The organism is Pseudomonas sp. P1.31 (assembly GCF_001269815.1).
GTDB classification, from domain to species: Bacteria; Pseudomonadota; Gammaproteobacteria; order Pseudomonadales; family Pseudomonadaceae; genus Aquipseudomonas; species Aquipseudomonas rustica.
The window spans coordinates 1-16,337 of record NZ_LHVN01000043.1; the positions used below are offsets into that span (position 1 = coordinate 1).

General features: G+C 61.2%; 14 protein-coding genes. 3 read left to right on the plus strand and 11 right to left on the minus strand.

The features are described 5' to 3' along the window. Positions 1–357, plus strand: a 357-nt coding sequence (locus AD669_RS25695; RefSeq protein WP_156316190.1) for an integrase core domain-containing protein, incomplete at its 5' end; no start/stop codon positions are given. Positions 358–423: 66 nt separating this feature from the next. Here the strand turns inward: AD669_RS25695 and AD669_RS25700 are convergent. From AD669_RS25700 to AD669_RS25730, 7 genes are all read right to left on the minus strand, one after another. Next, positions 424–984 (minus strand): phosphonate degradation HD-domain oxygenase, encoded by a 561-nt coding sequence (locus AD669_RS25700; protein WP_053124773.1) that lies wholly within the window; start codon positions 982–984, stop codon positions 424–426. Beyond that, entirely contained in the window at positions 984–2,117 is a 1,134-nt protein-coding gene (locus tag AD669_RS25705; protein ID WP_053124775.1) for a TIGR03364 family FAD-dependent oxidoreductase, read from the minus strand. Before AD669_RS25705 ends, AD669_RS25700 begins: the two co-directional genes overlap by 1 nt. 169 nt (positions 2,118–2,286) lie before the next feature. Next, the gene (locus AD669_RS25710) at positions 2,287–3,312 is read right to left on the minus strand and encodes a putative 2-aminoethylphosphonate ABC transporter substrate-binding protein (protein ID WP_053124777.1); all 1,026 of its coding nucleotides are present in this window, start codon (positions 3,310–3,312) and stop codon (positions 2,287–2,289) included. Between the two features lie 35 nt (positions 3,313–3,347). After that, positions 3,348–5,072 (minus strand): putative 2-aminoethylphosphonate ABC transporter permease subunit, encoded by a 1,725-nt coding sequence (locus AD669_RS25715; RefSeq protein ID WP_053124779.1) that lies wholly within the window; start codon positions 5,070–5,072, stop codon positions 3,348–3,350. Then, complete coding sequence (locus AD669_RS25720) at positions 5,072–6,148, minus strand: putative 2-aminoethylphosphonate ABC transporter ATP-binding protein (RefSeq protein WP_053124781.1); 1,077 nt, start codon at positions 6,146–6,148, stop codon at positions 5,072–5,074. The genes AD669_RS25715 and AD669_RS25720 overlap by 1 nt, the downstream gene beginning before the upstream one ends. Before the next feature lie 224 nt (positions 6,149–6,372). Further along, positions 6,373–7,236 (minus strand): LysR family transcriptional regulator, encoded by an 864-nt coding sequence (locus tag AD669_RS25725; protein WP_053124875.1) that lies wholly within the window; start codon positions 7,234–7,236, stop codon positions 6,373–6,375. A 15-nt stretch (positions 7,237–7,251) separates the two neighbouring features. Then, positions 7,252–9,561 carry a heavy metal translocating P-type ATPase gene (locus tag AD669_RS25730; protein ID WP_053124783.1) on the minus strand — a complete coding sequence of 770 codons (2,310 nt, stop codon included), beginning with the start codon at positions 9,559–9,561 and terminating at the stop codon, positions 7,252–7,254. An 84-nt stretch (positions 9,562–9,645) separates the two neighbouring features. Between AD669_RS25730 and cadR the strand changes: the two genes are divergently transcribed. Next, a complete protein-coding gene (gene cadR, locus AD669_RS25735) occupies positions 9,646–10,095 on the plus strand; it encodes a Cd(II)/Pb(II)-responsive transcriptional regulator (RefSeq protein WP_053124784.1) in 450 nt (149 codons plus the stop codon). 126 nt (positions 10,096–10,221) lie between these two features. Here the strand turns inward: cadR and AD669_RS25740 are convergent, their stop codons facing one another. From AD669_RS25740 to AD669_RS25750, 3 genes are all read right to left on the minus strand, one after another. Beyond that, positions 10,222–11,193: a thymidylate synthase gene (locus AD669_RS25740; protein ID WP_008088441.1), complete on the minus strand. Its 972-nt coding sequence runs from the start codon at positions 11,191–11,193 to the stop codon at positions 10,222–10,224. Positions 11,194–11,243: 50 nt separating this feature from the next. Continuing rightward, positions 11,244–12,059, minus strand: a complete 816-nt coding sequence (gene lgt / locus AD669_RS25745; RefSeq protein WP_007913003.1) for a prolipoprotein diacylglyceryl transferase — start codon at positions 12,057–12,059, stop codon at positions 11,244–11,246. Positions 12,060–12,138: 79 nt separating this feature from the next. Then, positions 12,139–12,921 (minus strand): sulfite exporter TauE/SafE family protein, encoded by a 783-nt coding sequence (locus AD669_RS25750; RefSeq protein WP_053124786.1) that lies wholly within the window; start codon positions 12,919–12,921, stop codon positions 12,139–12,141. A 130-nt stretch (positions 12,922–13,051) separates the two neighbouring features. On the opposite strand from AD669_RS25750, the gene AD669_RS25755 reads away from it, so the two are divergent. Then, entirely contained in the window at positions 13,052–13,798 is a 747-nt protein-coding gene (locus AD669_RS25755) for an NRDE family protein (RefSeq protein WP_053124788.1), read from the plus strand. 249 nt (positions 13,799–14,047) lie between these two features. On the opposite strand, the gene ptsP is transcribed toward AD669_RS25755, so the two are convergent. Beyond that, a complete protein-coding gene (ptsP, locus tag AD669_RS25760; protein ID WP_053124790.1) occupies positions 14,048–16,327 on the minus strand; it encodes a phosphoenolpyruvate--protein phosphotransferase in 2,280 nt (759 codons plus the stop codon). Positions 16,328–16,337: the final 10 nt, after the last annotated feature.

Consider the following 16,337-nt stretch of genomic DNA (forward strand, 5'->3'; position numbering starts at 1 on the left):
CCGGCGGAAAACTTGGTGCGCCAGCAGCTGGCTTTTCAGGATTTCATCCAAGACTTCAACCACCACCGACCGCATACCGCGCTGGGCATGAAACCACCGGCATCTGTCTATAGCCCGTCGATACGCGCTTATCCGGGTTACTTGCCTGCGCTTGAATATGGTTCCGATGTTGAAGTGCGCAAGGTTCGGTCAAATGGGGAAATCAAATGGAAAGGACAGCTGATTTTTCTAGGAGAGGCTCTGATTGGAGAGGACATCGCGCTGAAGGAGGTGGCTGATGATGCTTGGGAACTGTATCTTTGCAGCCACTGTTTAGGCAGGCTTGAAAGGGGCGCCAAACGCGTTTCAAGCCTGTAAAGGTGTAAACGATGTCCCCGGTCTAATTTGTAAAGGATGTACCGGTCTCTACAGTGAGGGCGACAATCACCCTGCCGACAACAAAACCTCAGCCTTGCGCTTGAGCACCGCCAAATCCATCACCGGCACCGCCCTCTCCTTGGCCAGCTCATCCCACTGCCGCATCCGCAGACTGACCGCACACAACGGATCCCGCTCAAACACCTCCGCCTCCGCCTCCGTCATCACCCCACCCTGATACTCCAGCGTCCGCCGACTCGCCTCACTCAGCCGCTCGAAATACCCCGGCTCACGCAACGTCAGATACCGCTTGGCCTGCACGTGATATTCCACCAGCCGCGCCATACGTTCGCTGAAACCGGCCTCGCGCAAATAATCCGCACCCAGCCGTTCATGGCTGACCACGCCATAGCCGCCCATGTTCTCCGCGCCTTCGCCACACAAATGGCCGATGTCATGGAAGAACGCCGCCAGCACCACTTCATCATCAAAACCCTCGGCGATCGCCAGTTCAGCGGCCTGGGACATGTGCTCGATCTGTGACACCGGTTCGCCGATGTAATCGCTGGTGCCAAAACGCTCATACAGCGCGAATACCGTGGCGACGGTTTGTTCGTGACCTGTCATCAAATTTCCTCCAACAACTGTGCAACGTTGCGTTCGGCCATCGCCGGGCCGACGCTCATGCCGACGCCGGTGTGCATCAGCGCCACACTCAACCCCGGTGCCGGGCGCAGCAACGAAAATGGCCCCGGCCCCCGAGCACCATAGACGCCCTGCCAGCGCTCGACCACTTGCACCTTGCAGCCCAGGGTCTGCTCGGCCAATTCGATCATCCAGTTGTCCACTTGCTCGGCGTTGAACGGTGAAGCGTCGCTGCCGTAATGGTGCGAGTCGCCGATGATCAGTTCGCCGTACGGCGTCGGGCTGATCAGCAGGTGGATGCCGTTGTCGTGCAGGTGCGGTTGTTCACGCAGGATCTGCGCCTGCACCGCCGCCGCTTCCGGTAGATCGGCGAAGGCGCCGTAGTGCACGCAGCTGAGGCCGGTGAGCAAGGCGTGTTGCAGATTCAGCTCGGTCGCAGGTTTGGCGCGGAGCATTTGCAGACGGCAGATTTGCGGGTCGAGCGCGGCGATTGGTTCGGCCAGCAGGGTTTGATAATCGTGGCCGGAGCAGACGATGATCTGCTCGGCGGTAAAGCTGCCGGCGGTGCTGTGCAAGCGCCCCGGCTCGACGTCGCGTACGAGCGTGGAGAAGTGAAACTCGACGCCGAGGTCGCGACGCAGGTAATCAATCAGCGCCGGGATCGCTTCGCGCGAATACAGCTGTTGATCGTCGATGCCATGAAGCGCGGCGCGGTGATGGCGGAACTGGCCGTTGTAGAGATCGCGCAGGGCGGCACCGCGCAGCAGGTCGACGTTGTAGTTGTGTTCAATGGCGCGAGTGGCGCAGAAGGTTTCGAGCAGGTGTTCTTCGGCTTCGGTTCTGGCGAACAGGTAAGAACCGTTGCGCTTGATTTGCAGCCCGGCGAGTTGCGCCCAATCGCCCCAGATCTCGCGGCTGGCCTTGGCCAGTTCAAGCATCGGGCCGGGCGGCTGGCCGGTGACCAAGGCCTGACCGAAGTTGCGCACCGAGGCGCCGAGGGGCGTGGCGGTGCGTTCGAAAACGGCGACCTTGAGGCCGCGTTTGGCAGCGGCGTATGCGTGCGATAGGCCGAGAATGCCGGCGCCGACGATGAGCAGGTCTTTGTGGTGTGTCATGAGGCTACCTCGATGATCGTTCCCACGCTCCGCGTGGGAATGCAGCCAAGGACGCTCTGCGTCCATAGTGACGCGGAGCGTCACGGGATTCATTCCCACGCGGAGCGTGGGAACGATCAGTGTGGGAGCGAGCTTGCTCGCGAAGGGGCCCTGTCAGTCGATAAAGATCTTACTTGGCAGCCACTTTCTCGGACTTGCCGTCATAACGCTTGCGCCACTCAGTCAGAATCTCGTCGCGATTCTTCGAGGCCCAGGCAAAGTCGTTCTTGATCAGACGCTGCTCATAATCCGCCGGCAATTCAGTCTGCGGCTTGGCAATCCCCGGCTGCGCAAGAACAGCGAAGTTCTCCTTGTACAGATCCATCGCCTCAGCACTCGCCGAGAAGTCCGCCAGTTTCTTCGCCGCTTCTTCATGCGGCGTGCCTTTGATCACCGCAGTCGCTTCGATCTCCCAGCCCAGACCTTCCTTCGGCAGGATGATGTCCAGCGGCGCGCCTTGACGCTTGAGCTGTACCGCTGGGTATTCAAAGGAAATCCCGATCGGAAACTCGCCCGCCGCCGCCAGTTTGCAAGGCTTGGAACCGGAGTGAACGTACTGGCCGATGTTCTGGTGCAGACCGTCCATGTACGCCCAGCCCTGCTTCTCGCCGAAGGTTTGCAGCCAGGCGCTGACGTCGAGGAAACCGGTGCCGGACGACGCCGGGTTCGGCATAACAATCTTGCCCTTGTACTCAGGCTTGGTCAGATCCTGCCAGCTCACTGGCTTGGTCAAACCCTGCTTCTCGGCTTCGACAGTGTTGAAGCAGATGGTCGCAGCCCAGACGTCCATGCCGACCCACGCTGGCGGGTTGGCGGCATCGCGGTAATTCGCGCCGATCTTGCCGAGATCCTTCGGCGCGTAGCTTTGCAGCATGCCTTGCTGATCAAGAATCGCCAGACTGGAAGCCGCAAGGCCCCACACCGCGTCAGCCTGCGGGCGAGCCTTTTCGGCGAGCAGTTTGGCGGTGATGATCCCGGTGGAATCGCGCACCCATTTGATCTCGACGTCCGGGTTGGCTTTTTCGAAGGCTTCTTTGTAGGACTTCAGTTGCTCGGCTTCGAGGGCGGTGTACACCGTCAACTCGGTTTTTGCCGCGAAGGCATTCAGGCTGAAAGTAGCGAGCACAGCAGCGGCCAGGGCCAAAGGCTTGAACATGATCGGTATCCTGTCTTTTGAGTTGAGGGTGTGAATCAGTGACCGGGCGCGGTTTGCCGCCAGGCTTGAGAACGGCGCAGCAAGCCGCGCGACGCCCACGCCAGCAGCAAGGACACGCCCGCCGAGGTGAACAGAATCAGGGTCGACATCGCCGCCGCGCCGCCAACGTTGCCGGCGTCATCCATATTCAGCACTGCGACCGCCGCGAGGATGGTGTCGGGGCTGTAGAGGAAGATCGCGGCAGAAACCGTGGTCATCGCAGAGACGAACAGGTAGCGCACGATGTCGAGCAACGCCGGCAGGCAGATCGGTACGGTGACGCGCAGGTAGTGGCGGTACAGCGGCGCCTTCAGCGACAGCGCGGCGGCTTCGAACTCGGCGTCGAGTTGGCGCAGCGCGGTGGTCGCGGTCATTTGTGCGGTGGTCAGGTAGTGCGCAATGGTGCAGACGATCAGCAGCGTCATCGTCCCGTACAGCACATGCAGCGGGTTACCCGTGAGGTTGAAGAAGAAGACGTAACCGAGACCGAGCACCAGCCCCGGCACCGCCATCGGCACAAAACTGAGCATGCGCAACGCCAGGTTGAGGCCGCGCTGGTCGCGGGTTTTCTCCATCAGATAAGCGCCGGTGAAGATCAGCACGCTGCCGATCAACGCCGTGCCCAGCGCCATTTTCAAACTGTTGCTGTAAGCCAGCCAGCCACCGCCAGCGGTTTCGTTGAACTGGTAATGGTTGAGCGACAGCGACAGGTTGTACGGCCAGAACTTAACCAGCGACGAAAACACTGCCATGCCGAACACCAGAATCAACGCCGCGCTGATCAACACAACAATCGCCAGATAGTAGCCATCGCGCAGCTTCGACGGCGCCGGTTTGAACACCTGCGCCCGACCGCTCATGGAGTCACCGTGACGCCGACGCAACCAGGCATCGACGCCGAAGCTGAACAGCGCTGGCAGCAACAGCACCATGCCGATCAACGCGCCGCGACCGAATTGTTGCTGGCCGACCACGGCTTTGTAGGCTTCCAGCGCCAGCACTTGATAGTCACCACCGACCACCACTGGCACGCCGAAATCGGTGATGGTCAGGGTGAACACCAGACAGAACGCAGCGAACACAGCCTGCCGCGTCGCCGGCCAAGTGATGCTGCGAAACGCCTTCGCCGGACTGGCGCCCATGCTCGACGCGGCATCGAAAAGGCGCGCATCGGCCAGAGACAATGCTGAGAGCAAAATCATCAGCGCATGGGGGAAGGTGTAAATCACCTCGCCCAGCACAATCCCCCAGAACCCGTAGATGTTGTCCGAGAGCAGCCCGCGCAACATGCCCTGGTTGCCGAACAGATAGACCAGTGCAATCCCCGGCAGCATCGACGGCGCCATCAGCGGCAACAAGGAAATCCCGCGCCAGATACCCTTCGCCGGAATCATTGTGCGTTGCAGCGCGTAGGCAAACAGGTAGGCCAGCGGTACGACGATGGCCGCAACGCTGAGGGAAACTTTCAGGCTGTTGCCGAGCAGCCAGTGGAAATTCTCGCTGGTGACCATCTCCTTCGCCGCGATCCAGCCACCGCCCTGCCCGGCCTCATTACTAAAGCCACGCCAGAAGATCGCCAGCAACGGCAGCAACACCGCGACGCCGAGCAACAGCAGCAAGAGGACTTTACCGCCGACGACAAAAATGCGATCGCCGATCTCGGCTTTCGAGGACTGTCGCACCTGCTTGTGCGGTAGCGGCAGCGCGAGGTTGCTGTTCATCAGGCAAACACCTGCAGGCTGCGCGGCGGCAAGGCGACCATGATTTGCTGGGCGCCGAGGCGTGGCATGGCTTCCGGGGCGAGTTCGGCGAGCAGCGCGTGGCCCGGCAGTTGATCGAGTTCGAAGCTCATGCGGCAGCGGTTGCCGAGAAAGGTGATCTCGCGGACTTTGGCCGGGAACAGGTTCTCTTCGTGCACCGGCGGGTTGACGTTGATCGCTTCCGGGCGGCAGAACAAACGGCCCGAGGCGCGCTGGACGCTGCCGTCGCTGAGGCGCAGGTTCATCCCGCCGACCTGCGCGTGGCTGTCGCTGCTGCGCTGAAACGGCAGCCAGTTGCCCTGCCCGACAAACTCGGCCACGAACGGCGTGGCCGGGCGGTTGTAGATTTCCTGCGGGGTGGCGTACTGCTCGACGCGGCCATTGTTCATCACCGCGATGCGGTCGGCCATGAGCATGGCTTCGTCCTGATTGTGCGTGACCATCAGGGTGGTGATGCCGAGGCTGCGTTGCAGTTGGCGCAGTTCGGTGCACAGATGCTCGCGGACGCGGGCGTCGAGGGCAGACATCGGTTCATCGAGCAACAGCAGCGAGGGAGCTGGTGCCAGAGCACGGGCCAGTGCGACACGCTGCTGTTGGCCGCCGGACAATTGGCCGGGGTATTTCTTCTCGCTGCCGGTGAGGCCGACCAGTTCCAGCATCTGGCCGACGCGACGGCGCACTTCGTCGCGACCGCTGCCGGCGAGGCCGTAGGCAATGTTCGCTTCGACGGTCAGATTGGGGAACAGCGCGTAGGACTGGAACAGAATCCCGTAATCACGGGCCTGCGGGGCGAGGTGCGAGACGTCGCGGTCACCGAGGTACAGCTCGCCGCTGTCCTGTTTCTCCAGACCGGCGATGCAGCGCAGCAACGTGGTTTTGCCGCAGCCCGACGGGCCGAGCAGGCACACCAGTTCACCGGCAGCGACGTCGAGGGAGACGTTATCCAGCGCGGTGAAAGCGCCGAAGCGTTTCTGCACGCCGCGCACTTTCATCGGCGCACCGGGGTTGGTCAGGGCAGTTGCAATGGCAGGATTCATGGACAGACCTCATCAAGCAGATGGGGCCAATCCTAGAGTTGTAATGCGTCCGTCATGTGGCAGTGAGGCAAAAACTGCTGATAGTGGTATTCAGGGATTTTGGTTCAGAAGAGATCGTTCCCACGCTCCGCGTGGGAATGCAGCCCGGGACGCTCTGCGTCCCAAAGCCGAACGCGGAGCGTCCGTAGAGGCATTCCCACGCAGAGCGTGGGAACGATCATCTGCTAGGCCGGGGACATTTCCTGGGCCAGGCCCAGGAACGCCGCGGGCAACCGCGCGCCCTTGCGCTCTTTCAGGCAATACAGATACTCAGGAATCTGCGGCGCATTCTCGATCGTCAGCACGCGCAACTGCGGGTCATGCGGCACTTCCTGCCGCGCAATAATGCTGATGCCGATATTGCGCAACACCGCCTCACGAATCGACTCACGGCTGCCAATCTCCAGCAACGGACCGAAACTCACCCCGGCACTCGCCAGCAATTCTTCGGTCAACCGCCGCGTAGTCGATCCCGACTCGCGCATCAACAACGTATGCCCGGCCAACGCACTCAACGCCACATGTTCCTGCACAGCCAGCGGATGATTGCGATGCACCGCCAGCACCAGCGGATCAGTACCGAGTACCCGACGAATCAACCGCGCGTCATCGAGCAATTGCGACGACGCGGCGATGTCCACCCGATAGTCCTCCAGCGCTTCCAGCACCTGCTGCGAATTGCCGATTTCCACCGACACTTCCACCTGCGGCAAGCGCTCGCGAAAGGTCTTTACCAGATCGAGGATGTAATACGGCGCCGTGGCGGCGATGCGCAACGTGCCCTGCACCTGACCGCTGTTGCGCAGGAAAAACTCGATGTCGGCTTCCTGCTGCAACAGCGTCTTGACCATCGGCAACAACCGGGCGCCTTCATCACTGACGCTGAGGCGCCGGCCGCCACGGTAGAACAGCTCCACCGAATACTGACTTTCCAGATTACGTATCTGGGTGGTCACGGTCGGTTGGCTGAGGCCGAGTTTTTTCGCCGCCAGCGTGATGCTGCCCAGGCGGGCGACCATGTAAAACGCTTTCAGCTCGGCACTCAGCACAACCATCCCTCATCGTTATTTGCGCAGCAGGCGCAAACCGTTGAACACCACCAACAGGCTCACGCCCATGTCGGCGAACACCGCCATCCACATGGTGGCGAGTCCGGCGAAGGTTACCGCAAGAAAGATCGCTTTGATCACCAGCGCCAAGGCGATGTTCTGTTTCAGGATGCTGGCGGTGTTGCGCGACAGGCTGATGAACGCCGGGATCTTGCGCAGATCGTCATCCATCAGGGCGACATCGGCGGTTTCGATCGCGGTGTCGGTGCCAGCAGCGGCCATGGCGAAACCGATCTCGGCGCGGGCCAGTGCTGGCGCGTCGTTGATGCCGTCGCCGACCATGCCGACACGATGGCCCTGCTTGTACAGATCTTCAATGGCTTGCAGTTTGTCGGTTGGCAGCAAATCACCGCGAGCCTCGTCGATGCCGACCTGCGCGGCAATCGCCTGCGCGGTGTGGACGTTGTCGCCAGTGAGCATCAGGGTTTTCACCCCGAGTTCATGCAACTGACGGATCGCTTCGCGGCTGGTTTCCTTGACGGTATCGGCCACGGCGAACAGCGCCAGTGGGCCGGAGCTGTCGAGCAGCAGCACCACGGATTTGCCCTGTTTCTCCAGCGCGAAGAGTTTTTCTTCCAGTGCTGGCGAGCACAGGCCGAGCTCTTCGACCAGACGATGGTTGCCCAAATGATACGTCTGGCCGTTGATGTCGCCTTTGACGCCACGCCCGCCCAGCGCTTCGAAGTTATCCACAATCAGCGCGGCGAAGTTTTTATCCACAGCGGCGTTGGCGATGGCCAGCGACACCGGATGGTCGGAACGTCCGGCCAAGGCAGCGGCGATGGCCGGTGCGGTGGCATCGGCGGTTGGATCGAGGGACAGGTAATCGGTCTGCACCGGTTTGCCGTGGGTGATCGTGCCGGTTTTATCCAGCGCCAGATAGTCGAGTTTGAAACCGCCCTCCAGGTACACGCCGCCCTTGACCAGAATACCTTTGCGCGCCGCTGCGGCGAGGCCGCTGACGATGGTCACCGGAGTCGAAATCACCAATGCACATGGGCACGCGACCACCAGCAACACCAGCGCGCGGTAGATCCAGTCGAACCACACAGCGCCCATGAACAGCGGCGGAATGATCGCCACGGCCAAGGCAAAGACGAACACCACAGGCGTGTAGATTTTCGAGAACTGATCGACGAAACGCTGGGTCGGCGCACGCGCGCCTTGGGCTTGTTCGACGGCGTGGATGATCCGCGCCAACGTCGAGTTGTTCGCCGCAGCAGTGACCGCGTATTCCAGCGAACCGGCCTGGTTGATGGTGCCAGCGAAGACTTTGTCGCCGACGGTTTTCTCGACCGGCAGGCTTTCACCGGTGATCGGCGCCTGGTCGATGGTCGAGTTGCCGCTGAGCACTTCGCCGTCTAGCGCAATGCGCTCGCCGGGCTTCACTCGCACACGGGCGCCGAGTTCGACGCTTTTCACGTCCTGTTCGACCCACGAACCGTCAGCCTGCAGCACCGTGGCTTGCTCCGGCGTCATCTGCATCAGGCCACTGATCGCATTGCGCGCACGGTCAAGCGAGCGCGCTTCGATCAGCTCGGCGACGGTGAACAGGAACATCACCATCGCCGCTTCCGGCCACTGGCCGATGAGGATGGCACCGGTCACGGCGATGCTCATCAGCGCGTTGATGTTGAGGTTGCGGTTCTTCAGGGCGATCCAGCCCTTTTTGTAGGTGGTCAGGCCACCGCTGAGGATCGACACCAGCGCAATGATCGCCACCACCCAGGTGGGCGCGGCGTTGGTGAAATGAATGACTTCAGCGGCGAGCGCACCAATGCCGGACAACGCCAGCGGCCACCAGTGTTTTTTCACTGGCGCCGGGGCTGGCGAATCGACGCCCGCCTCCAGCGGCTCGGCGTGCATGCCGAGGGATTTGATCGCTTCGGTGATCGGCTCGGTGCCCGGCAGATTGTGGGTCACGCCGAGTACGCGATTGATCAGGTTGAATTCCAGTTGCTGCACGCCGGCGAGTTTGCCGAGCTTGTTCTGGATCAGCGTCTGCTCGGTCGGGCAGTCCATCGCCTCGATGCGGAAACTGCTCAGCCGCGCATCGGCACTGGTTTTCTCGCTCAGTTGCACCAACGCAGGCGCGGCGGCTGTCGACGAGCAGCAAGAGTCTTCGTGCGCATGAACCGGTGCCGGCGCCGCGACTTTCGACCCGCAGCAAGAATCGCCGCCCTGTGAATGCTTATGCACAGGCTGCAATTTATGACTGTGATCGTGGCCGTCGCCGGGCTTGTGGGTGTGCTGGGAATCGCTCATTGGTCGCGTCCATGAAGGTGCCTGTTGCCAAGTAAAGACCCTGTAGCCACTATAGGGTCAAGCACCCTTTTGGAGATTGCCGTCATGAAGATCGGAGAACTGGCCAAACTCACCGACTGCGCCGTGGAAACCATCCGCTACTACGAGCGCGAAAACCTCCTGCCGGAACCGGCCCGCAGCGACGGCAACTACCGCGTCTACACCCAGGCGCACGCCGAACGCCTGACCTTCATCCGCAACTGCCGCACCCTCGACATGACCCTCGAAGAAATCCGCAGCCTGCTGGCCATGCGTGACAGTCCGCAGGATCAGTGTGAAAGCGTGAACACGCTGATCGATGAACACATCCAACATGTGAAGGCACGGATTGATGGGTTGTTGGCGTTGCAGACACAACTGCTCGACCTGCGCCAACGCTGTGGCGAAGGGCCGGGGGCCGAGCAATGCGGGATATTGCAGCGGCTGGAGGTCAGCGGCGGAGTCGTCGCCACCGAAGTCGAACACTCCCACGTAGGCCGCAGCCACGGCCACTAAAGAACACCGCATAACGCTCGTTCCCATGCTCCGCGTGGGAATGCCGCCATGGACGCTCCGCGTCCAAAGTGACGCAGAGCGTCACGGGATTCATTCCCACGCAGAGCGTGGGAACGATCCTACCGACTAGACCGCCATTGGCGCGGTCATTGGCGCGTGGTGTTCGTAGCCTTCCAGCGAGAAATCGCTCGGCTCGACCAGTTCCAGCCATTCCGGCTGGTACACGCCAGTCTTGGCAAACTCCGGCACACGATCGGAGATTTTCAGCTTAGGCATGGCGAACGGCTCGCGCTTGAGCTGTTCGTTGAGCATGTCCAAATGGTTCTCGTAGACGTGCGCATCACCGATGAAATAGGTGAACCAGCGCGGCGTGTAGCCGGTCAGGCGACCGATCAGGCTCAGCAGCGCTGCGCCTTCGGTAAGGTTGAACGGCGTGCCCAGACCCAGATCGTTGGAACGGATGTAGAGGGTCAGGGAAATTTCCTTGGTCTCGACATTCGGGTGGAACTGGTACAGCAGATGGCACGGCGGCAGGGCCATTTCATCCAGCTGAGCGACGTTCCAGCCGTGGAACAGAATGCGACGGCTGCCCGGATCCTTGATGATCGTGTCGACGCACTGGCGCACCTGATCGATGGCTTTGTACAACACCACGTAGGCCTGGCCGTCTTCTTCGCCTTGAGCGATCTGCTTGTAGCCGTTGCTCAGAGTCTGTTCGATGGCGGCGGTGTTGCTCAGCGGGATCTGCTTGTACGCCGGCCATTTGCGCCATTGCACGCCGTAGATTTCGCCGAGGTCGTCGTCGCCCTGACGGAACGGGTTGGCCAGCCACTGCGCGTTTTCGTTGGCGTTCTGATCCCAGACCTTGCAGCCCAGCGCACGGAATTCAGCGGCGTTGTTGACGCCACGGAGAAATCCGCACATCTCGCCGATGGCCGATTTGAAGGCCATTTTGCGCGTGGTGATCGCCGGAAAACCTTCCTGCAGATCGAAACGCAGCATCGCACCCGGGAAGCTGATGGTGTTGATGCCGGTGCGGTTGGCCTGCTTGGTGCCGTTCTGAATAACGTGCGAGACCAGTTCGAGATATTGCTTCATGAGTTACCTGTGTCCTTTGAGCCCCGGCGTCGCGCGCCGGGGTTCGTAGTTTAAGCCGTCGGCGCGAGCGGTGCTGCCGGCGCGCGACGATAGGCCAGCCAGATCAGGAACAGCCCGCCGACGATCATCGGCACGCAGAGCACCTGGCCCATGGTCAGCCAGTTCCAGGCCAGATAGCCCAGTTGCGCATCCGGTACGCGAACGAATTCGACGATGAAACGGAAGATGCCGTAGAACAGCGCGAACATGCCGGAAACGGCCATGGTCGGGCGCGGCTTGCGCGAGAAAATCCACAGGATCAGGAACAGCGCTACACCTTCGAGCGCGAACTGATACAGCTGCGACGGGTGACGCGGCAGTTGTGCCGGATCGCTGAATGGCGGGAAGACCATGGCCCATGGCACGTCGGTGGCTTTGCCCCACAATTCGGCGTTGATGAAGTTACCGATGCGCCCGGCGCCCAGACCGATCGGCACCATTGGCGCGACGAAGTCCATCAACTGGAAAAACGACTTGCCGTTGCGCTTGCCGAACCACAACGCGGCCAGCATTACGCCGATGAAACCGCCGTGGAACGACATGCCGCCCTTCCACACTTCGAAAATCAGCGTCGGGTTGGCCAGATAGGCGCTCAGATCGTAAAACAGCACGTAGCCCAGACGTCCGCCGACGATCACGCCCATCGACATCCAGAAGACCATATCGGAGAGTTTCTCCTTGGTCCAGGTCGGGTCGAAACGGTTGAGCCGGCGCGACGCCAGCAGCCACGCACCGCCGATGCCGATCAGGTACATCAGACCGTACCAGTGGATTTTCAGCGGACCGATGGCCAGGGCCACCGGGTCGATCTGCGGGTAAGGCAGCATTGCGACTCCTCGTTAGAGTTGAAACCAGAATTCCCGGGCGACGCTGCCACCTCAGGATTAAGCCAGGATTGCGACGCGGTTAAATCAGGAAGCTCACACCTACGCTGAACAGCAAAGCGGCGAACAGCCGTTTCAGCAAGCGCGGCGACAACCGATGCGCCAAACGCGCGCCGATACGGGCGAAGACCATGCTGGTCAGGGCGATGCCCAACAGCGCCGGCAAATACACAAAACCGAGACTATGGGCCGGCAACAACGGATCGTGCCACCCCAGAATCATGAAACTTAATGCACTGACCAAAGCGATTGGCAGACCGCAAGCCGATGACGTTGCCACTGCTTGCTGCATCGGCACGCTGCGCCAGGTCAGGAACGGCACGGTCAGCGATCCGCCGCCAACGCCAAAAATCGCCGAGGCCCAACCGATAACACTGCCGGCCACGGTCAGACCGAATTTGCCCGGCACGGTTCGACTGGCCTTGGGTTTGACGTCCAGCGCCAACTGCACCGAGATCACCAACGCGAACACGCCGATGATCTTTTGCAGGTGCGGCCCGGAAATCGCCTCGGCCGTCACTGCACCGAAACCGGCGCCAAGCAGGATACCCACGGCCATCCACATGAAGATCGGCCAGCGCACTGCACCTCGACGATGATGTTCACGCACGGCGTTGACCGAGGTGAAAATAATCGTCGCCAGCGAAGTGCCGACTGCCAGATGCGTGAGGATCGACTGATCGAAGCCCTGCAAGGTAAAACTGAACACCAGCACCGGGACAATAATGATCCCGCCGCCTACCCCGAACAGCCCGGCCAACACGCCGGCACAGGCGCCCAGCGCCAGATAGAGCAGAAATTCCATGTCCCTCTCCCAGACGCATCCCGAAAACCGGAGCGGCATGGTAACGGATGCATGGCCTTCGGCTCCACTTACGATGGATGCACGGGCGCTGGATGCGTAGAGTGAGCAAAAAACACACAAGGATCACCTTATGTGCCTGATTGTTTTCGCTTGGCGCCCGGGCCATGCCCAGCCGCTGATCGTCGCGGCCAACCGTGACGAATTCTACGCCCGACCGAGCCTGCCGCTGGCGCCATGGCCCGAAGCGCCGCACGTGCACGCGGGGCGCGATCTTGAGGCTGGGGGCACCTGGCTGGGGATTGGCGCTAATGGGCGCTTTGCGGCGCTGACCAATATTCGTGATCCGCAACAGCCGCCGGCGCGTAAATCGCGAGGGGAACTGGTGGCGCGGTTTCTGACCGGTGATCTGTCGATTGATGATTATTTGATCGATGTGGTTGGGCGTTCGACGGAATATGCCGGGTTTAACCTGCTGCTCGGCAACAGCCATGAGTTGTGGCATTTCAATGCAAGGTTGTCGGAGCCGGTGATGTTGGCGGCTGGCGTCTATGGGTTATCCAATGCAGGGCTGGATACGCCGTGGCCGAAGTTGCTCAAGGCCAAGGCTGCGTTGAGTGCGGCGCTGGATGATCCGACGCCTGAGCGGTTGTTGGGGTTGTTGAGTGATGCGCAGGTTGCGCCGTCGGCTGAGCTGCCGGATACCGGTGTGGGGATGGCGACGGAGACTTTGTTGTCGAGTGTGTTTATTGCCAGCCAGAGTTATGGGACGCGGGCGAGTACGGCGTTGGTGGTGCAGGCGGATGGGACGCGGCGGATGGTCGAGCGGAGTTTTGGGCCGTATGGCGGGCATCTTGGGGAAGTTGAGGTTTGTGTCTAAGAGCTGACCCTCACCCCAGCCCTCTCCCGGAGGGAGAGGGGGCCGACCGAGGCGTCTTGGGCCATACATCGACCTGAAAGACCGAGTTGATTATGGATTCAACACAGAACTTTCAGGTCGGTGCAGGTCGATTATGGATTCAGCAAAGCACTTTCAGGTCGGCGTATCTCTGCAGCATCCCCCAATCAGTCCCCTCTCCCTCCGGGAGAGGGTTAGGCGGGCGGCGTTCCGATGAGGGGCTTTTGATCTTCAGAGGGCCTTGACGACCACCGGCGGATTCATCTTCGACAACCCAAGGTTCTTCAGCGCCAATTGCAGCGAGCTGTGGATAACTTGCGGGTTGTCGATGGTCATCAGCTCAGCCAAGAGATCCTTGGCCTTGCTCAAATTCACCTGACGCAACATCCACTTCACCTTCGGCAAGTTGGTGGCGTTCATCGACAAACTGTCAAAACCCATCGCCATCAACAGCACCGCCGCCGCCGGATCACCGGCCATCTCGCCGCAGATACTTACCGGTTTGCCTTCCGCATGCGCATCACGCACCACCGTTTGCAAAGCTTGCAGCACCGCCGGATGCAGGTAATCGTAAAGATCGGCCACACGCGGGTTGTTACGGTCGACCGCCAGCAAATACTGGGTCAGGTCGTTGGAGCCGACGGACAGAAAATCGACCATCCGCGCCAGTTCCTTGGTCTGATAAACCGCCGCCGGAATCTCGATCATCACGCCAATCGGCGGCATCGGCACGTCGGTGCCTTCGTCGCGCACTTCGCCCCAGGCCCGGTGGATAAGGTGCAGGGCTTCTTCGAGTTCATGGGTGCCGGAGATCATCGGCAGCAGAATCCGCAGGTTGTTCAGGCCTTCGCTGGCCTTGAGCATTGCGCGGGTCTGCACCAGGAAGATTTCCGGGTGGTCGAGGGTGACGCGGATGCCGCGCCAGCCGAGGAACGGGTTGTCTTCCTTGATCGGGAAATACGACAGCGACTTGTCACCGCCGATGTCGAGGCTGCGCATGGTCACCGGTTGCGGGTGGAACGCGGCGAGTTGCTCGCGGTAGATCGCCAGTTGTTCCTTCTCGCTCGGGAAACGCTGGTTGATCATGAACGGCACTTCGGTGCGGTACAGGCCGACACCTTCGGCGCCACGCTTCTGCGCCCGCGCCACATCGGCGAGCAGACCGGTGTTGACCCACAGCGGCATGCGGTGGCCATCGAGGGTCACGCACGGCAGGTCGCGCAGGGTGTCGAGGCCCAGCGCCAGTTGTTTCTCTTCTTCGACGACTTCGGCGAACTGCTTGCGCAGCACTTCGCTCGGGTTGGTGTAAACCTCGCCGCGTGTGCCGTCGACGATCATTTCGATGCCGTCGACCTTGGCGTACGGCAGGTCGACCAGACCCATCACCGTCGGAATGCCCATCGCCCGGGCAAGGATCGCCACGTGCGAGTTACCCGAACCGAGTACCGAAACCAGACCGACCAACGTGCCTTCAGGCACCTCGCCGAGCATTGCCGGCGTCAGTTCTTCGCTGACCAGTATGGTTTTTTCCGGGTAGACCAGGTTCTGCTGACGCTCTTCCTGCAAATACGCGAGCAGACGGCGACCGAGGTCTTTGACGTCCGAGGCACGCTCACGCAGGTAGGCGTCGTCCATCAGTTCGAAACGGTTGACGTGTTCCGTGACCACCTGACGCAGCGCGCCCTGGGCCCATTGGCCGGTCTTGATCACGGTGGTGATTTCGCTGCCCAGCGAGGCATCGTCGAGCATCATCAGATAGACGTCGAACAGCGCGCGCTCTTCCGGACGCAGCTGGGTCGCGAGCTTGGCGGACAACGCGCGCATGTCGGCGCGCACGCCTTCGATGGCGGTCTTGAACAGCGCCAGCTCAGCGTCGATGTCAGTAATGTTTTTATCGGGCACCACGTCGAGATCGGCCGGTGGCAACATGACTACCGCCGTACCGACCGCCGCACCCGGTGAACCCGGCACGCCGACGAACTTGGCTTCCTGAATGCCCTTGCCCTGACGGCCCAGACCACGGATCGAACCGGTGGCCTCGGCGTGGGCGATAACGCCGGCGAGCTGCGCGCTCATGGTCACGAGGAAGGCTTCTTCACCTTCATCGAACTGGCGGCGTTCTTTTTGCTGGATGACCAACACGCCGACGACGCGGCGGTGGTGAATGATCGGTGCACCGAGGAACGAGGCGTAACGCTCTTCACCGGTTTCGGCGAAGTAGCGGTAGCGCGGGTGAACAGACGCGTTTTCGAGGTTCAGGGGTTCTTCACGCGTGCCGACCAGACCGACCAGACCTTCGTTGGGTGCCATGCTGACCTTGCCGATCGAGCGCTTGTTCAAGCCCTCGGTGGCCATCAGGACGAAGCGGTTGGTCTCGGGATCAAGCAGGTAGACCGAGCAGACCTGGCTGCCCATGGCCTCTTTGACGCGCAACACAATAATCCCCAACGCCGCCTTGAGATCCTTGGCGGAGTTAACTTCCTGGACGATCTTGCGCAGCGTATTGAGCATGGCTCGGGGT